6 protein-coding genes are annotated in these 4510 nt (G+C 67.7%); all 6 read left to right on the top strand.

Annotation, left to right across the window (positions count from 1 at the left end; translation table 11 throughout):
* A partial coding sequence (locus AC1DU6_RS21045) for a cbb3-type cytochrome c oxidase subunit I (protein ID WP_477859345.1) occupies nucleotides 1–769 on the top strand: 769 nt, incomplete at its 5' end.
* A 170-nt stretch (nucleotides 770–939) separates the two neighbouring features.
* Nucleotides 940–1563, top strand: a complete 624-nt coding sequence (gene ccoO, locus AC1DU6_RS21040) for a cytochrome-c oxidase, cbb3-type subunit II (protein WP_056197785.1) — start codon at nucleotides 940–942, stop codon at nucleotides 1561–1563.
* A gap of 12 nt (nucleotides 1564–1575) precedes the next feature.
* Nucleotides 1576–1707 carry a cbb3-type cytochrome oxidase subunit 3 gene (locus AC1DU6_RS21035; RefSeq protein WP_056197782.1) on the top strand — a complete coding sequence of 44 codons (132 nt, stop codon included), beginning with the start codon at nucleotides 1576–1578 and terminating at the stop codon, nucleotides 1705–1707.
* The gene (ccoP, locus tag AC1DU6_RS21030) at nucleotides 1704–2621 is read left to right on the top strand and encodes a cytochrome-c oxidase, cbb3-type subunit III (protein WP_056197780.1); all 918 of its coding nucleotides are present in this window, start codon (nucleotides 1704–1706) and stop codon (nucleotides 2619–2621) included. Before AC1DU6_RS21035 ends, ccoP begins: the two co-directional genes overlap by 4 nt.
* A 5-nt stretch (nucleotides 2622–2626) precedes the next feature.
* On the top strand, nucleotides 2627–4081 hold the full coding sequence (ccoG, locus tag AC1DU6_RS21025) for a cytochrome c oxidase accessory protein CcoG (protein ID WP_477859342.1): 1455 nt from the start codon (nucleotides 2627–2629) through the stop codon (nucleotides 4079–4081).
* Nucleotides 4082–4097: 16 nt separating this feature from the next.
* Entirely contained in the window at nucleotides 4098–4361 is a 264-nt protein-coding gene (locus tag AC1DU6_RS21020) for a hypothetical protein (RefSeq protein ID WP_477859340.1), read from the top strand.
* Nucleotides 4362–4510: the final 149 nt, after the last annotated feature.

Below are 4510 nucleotides of genomic sequence, written 5' to 3'. Positions count from 1 at the left end.
GTACTACTACATCCCCAAGCAGGCCGAGCGCCCCGTCTACAGCTACCGCCTGTCCATCGTCCACTTCTGGGCGCTGATCTTCACCTACATGTGGGCGGGCCCGCACCACCTGCACTACACAGCGCTGCCGGACTGGGCGCAGAGCGTCGGCATGATCTTCAGCCTGGTGCTGCTGGCGCCGAGCTGGGGCGGCATGATCAACGGCGTSATGACGYTGTCSGGTGCMTGGSACAAGCTGCGTGACGACCCCATCCTGAAGTTCCTCATCGTCGCGCTGTCGTTCTACGGCATGTCGACCTTCGAGGGGCCGATGATGTCCATCAAGACCGTCAACGCGCTGTCGCACTACACCGACTGGACGGTGGGCCACGTGCACAGCGGCGCCCTGGGCTGGGTGGGCCTCATCTCGATGGGCTCGCTCTACCACCTGATCCCGCGCATGTTCGGCCGCACGCAGATGTACTCCAAGAGTGCCATCGAACTGCACTTCTGGATCGCGACGCTGGGCATCGTGCTCTACATCGCCGCGATGTGGATTGCCGGCGTCATGCAGGGCCTGATGTGGCGCGCGGTCAACCCCGACGGCACCCTGGTCTACACCTTCGTCGAAAGCGTCAAGGCGACCTGGCCCTTCTACGTGATCCGCCTCAGCGGCGGCCTGCTCTACCTCGGCGGCATGCTGGTCATGAGCTGGAACGTCATCAAGACCGTGCAGGCCGGCCGTACCCAGGCCGTGCGCATCCCTGTGCCTGCGCTGGCTCACGCCTGAACTGACATGCAGCCCCTCGTCCAACGAGTACGTTGGCCGGTCCCCCGCGGGGACGGCGATACCTGCCGGTTCGACCGGCAGGTACGTCGCCCAACGCGGGCCGGCTTGGGAGCGGCCCGGCGCTCGGCCCGCAAATTTCAAGCGCCGCTACACGCGGCGGAGCAAATGACATGAGCACACAAACTTCATCCGTCTCCGGCCACCAGCGCATCGAGACCAGCAACCTGCTGATGATCGTGCTGGTGCTGCTGACCGTGCTGGTTGGCGGCGTCGTCGAGATCGTGCCGCTGTTCTTCCAGCGCTCCACCACCGAGGCCGCGCCCGGCCTCAAGCCCTACACGGCGCTGCAGCTGGCCGGCCGCGACATCTATCTGCGCGAGGGTTGCTACAACTGCCACTCGCAGATGATCCGCCCGCTTGCCGCCGAGACGCTGCGTTATGGCAAGTACTCCACGGCGGGCGAGTTCGTCTATGACCACCCCTTCCAGTGGGGCAGCAAGCGCACCGGGCCCGACCTGCATCGCGTCGGCGCCAAGTACAGCGACGACTGGCACCGCATCCACCTGAACAACCCACGCGACCTGGTGCCCGAGTCCAACATGCCGGCCTACCCCTGGCTGGTAAATGCACCGGTGGACGCAGCCGGCATGCCGGCGCGCCTCGCGGCGATGCGCATGCTGGGCGTGCCCTACACCGAGGCGGAGGTGAAGGCCTCCTCCCAGGACGTGACGGGCAAGACCGAGCTCGACGCGCTGGTGGCCTATCTGCAGGTGCTTGGCACCGCGAACAAGTAAGGAGCCCGCACCATGGGCATCAACGAACTCCGTGTGGCCGTGACTCTCGTGTCGCTGGCCGTCTTCCTCGGCATCATCGCCTGGGCCTGGCGCGGCCGCTTCGACGACGCCGCCCGCCTGCCCCTCGAAGGAGATGAGCAATGAGCGACTTCTTCAACGGCGGCTGGTCCCTCTTCATCGCCATTGGCACCATTGGCGGCCTCATCTTCTGCGGCATTCTGCTCATCATCGCCAGCCGCCGCCAGGTGATGGCCTCGGACAACACGACGGGCCACGTCTGGGACGAGGATCTGCGCGAACTCAACAACCCGCTGCCGGCCTGGTGGATGGGCCTGTTCGTGCTGACCATCGTCTTCTCCGGCATCTACCTGGCGCTCTATCCAGGGCTGGGCAACCAGGCCGGCAAGCTGGGTTGGACGAGCCTGGGCGAGCACGCCAACGACCTGGCACAGGCGCGCGCCACCATGGCGCCGGTCTATGCCGCCTTCGCCGACAAGACCCCGGAGCAACTCGCCAAGGATCCCAAGGCCCACGCCATTGGCGAGCGGCTGTTCGCCAACAACTGCGCGCAGTGCCACGGCGCCGACGCCAAGGGTTCCAAGGGCTTCCCCAACCTGACCGACACCGACTGGCTGTGGGGCGGCTCGCCCGAAACCATCACCGAGACCATCACCAAGGGCCGCGAGGGCAACATGCCCGTGATGGCCCCGGCAGTGGGCGCGGCGGAGGATGTGCGCAACGTCGCCCACTACGTGCTGTCGCTGTCGGGCAGCCCGCACAACGCGCTCTACGCCCAGCTCGGCAAGCCCAAGTTCACCGCCTGCGCGGCCTGCCACGGCCCCGGCGGCCAGGGCAACCCGGCCCTGGGGGCGCCCAACCTGAGCGACAAGGTCTGGCTGCATGGCTGGGGTGAGGAAGCCGTCACGGCCATGGTCAACAACGGCAAGCACAACGTGATGCCGGCCCATGGCGAGCGGCTGACGCCCGAGCAGATCCGCGTGCTTGCGTCCTATGTCTGGGGTCTGTCGCAGTCGCAAGGCGTCATCGCTTCCCCCTGAGTCCCATGCCTGTTCCCTCCGCGCCCGGTCCGGGCGATGCCGTCCAAGTCATCCGCCTCTACAAGTCGGAGGACAAGATCCACCCGCGGTCGGTGGACGGCTTCTACGCCCGCTGGCGCTGGGCCATCGTCGCGCTGACCCAACTCGTGTTCTACGGCCTGCCCTGGCTCAGTTGGGGCGAGAGGCAGGCCGTGCTCTTCGACCTGGGCTCGCGGCGCTTCTACATCTTCGGCCTGGTGCTGTATCCGCAGGACTTCGTGTACCTCACGGGCTTGCTGATGATCTCGGCCTACGCGCTCTTCCTGTTCACCGCCGTGGCCGGGCGCCTGTGGTGCGGCTACGCCTGCCCACAGACGGTCTACACCGAGCTGTTCATGCTCATCGAGCGCTGGTTCGAGGGCGACCGCAACGCGCGGCTGCGGCTGCAAAAGGCGCCGTGGTCCTGGACCAAGCTCTGGCGCAAGGCGGGCAAGCAGTCCGCCTGGATCGCGCTGGGCCTGTGGACCGGCTTCACCTTCGTTGGCTACTTCACGCCCATCCAGACACTGGCGCGCGAGGTCCTCGCGTTCGGCATGGGACCGTGGGAAACCTTCTGGGTGCTGTTCTACGGCTTCGCCACCTACGGCAACGCCGGCTACATGCGCGAGCAGGTCTGCAAGTACATGTGCCCGTACGCGCGCTTCCAGAGCGCGATGTTCGACCGCGACACGCTGATCGTCAGCTATGACCCGGAGCGCGGCGAGCCGCGCGGCAAGAACGCGCAGCGCGGCAAGAAGGGCGAGGTGCGCAGCGCCGCCGCTCCCGTGGGGGACTGCATCGACTGCAACCTGTGCGTGCAGGTCTGCCCGACCGGCATCGACATCCGCGACGGCCTGCAGTACGAATGCATCGGCTGCGCGGCCTGCATCGACGTCTGCAACGGCGTCATGGACAAGATGGGCACCGCGCGTGGCCTCATCCGCTATGACACCGAGAACGGCCTGGAGCAGCGCCTGACGCGCGCGCAGCGCTGGCAGCACGTGCTGCGCCCGCGCGTGCTGATCTACACCGCCGTGCTGCTCGTCATCTGCACGGCCCTGATGTGGAGCCTGCTGTCGCGGCACAGCTTCCGCGTCGACATCGTGCGTGACCGCGCTTCGATGGCCCGACTCGTCGAGGACGGTTGGATCGAGAACGTCTACCGCCTGCAGGTCATGAACGCGACCGAGTCGCCCCAGCGCTACCGCATCGAAGCCGAGGGCCTGCCCGGCCTGGCGCTGACCCAGGCCGCCACCGTGGACCTGGGCCCCGCCGAGGCGCGCTGGGTGGCGGTGGCCCTGCGCGTGCCGCCCGAGACGGCGCAACAGCTCAAGGCTGGCGCCCATCCCATGCGCTGGCGCATCAGCCGTGTCGGCGATGGTGCCGGCGGATCGGCCGCCGAGACCGTCGTCGAGAAGTCCACTTTCGTGCTGCCGCGCTGACGGCGAGGAGAACCCCATGTCCGCCTTGAATACCTCTTCCGCCTGGCGCGAGCCCATGGTCTGGCTCGTGGTCGGCGGCCCGGCGATCGTCGTCGTCGCCAGCTTCTTCACGCTGGCGCTTGCCATCCGCCACCCCGACCCGCCGCTGGAGCTGCACCGCACCGCCCAGACTGCCGATGCCACCGAGCCCGCCGACCTGCGCGCCCGTGCCGGTGATGCGGTACCGGCCCTGGTCGCCCGCAACCATGCCGCCACGGGCACGGCGGGCCAGAAGAGATGAACGGCGCCGCCGGCCCCACGCGCATCAAGCGCTTTGCGATGGCCGTGGCCTGGTCGTCCTTCCTTGCGGCTGGCGTGCTGGAGGCCCTGGTGTTCGCCGTCGTCGACCCGGCCGACCTGCGCTGGTTTGGCACTGCGCCCGTGCAGTTG

It is taken from the genome of Roseateles sp. P5_B10, from assembly GCF_056400485.1.
This window is presented reverse-complemented; position numbering and strand designations above follow the sequence as displayed.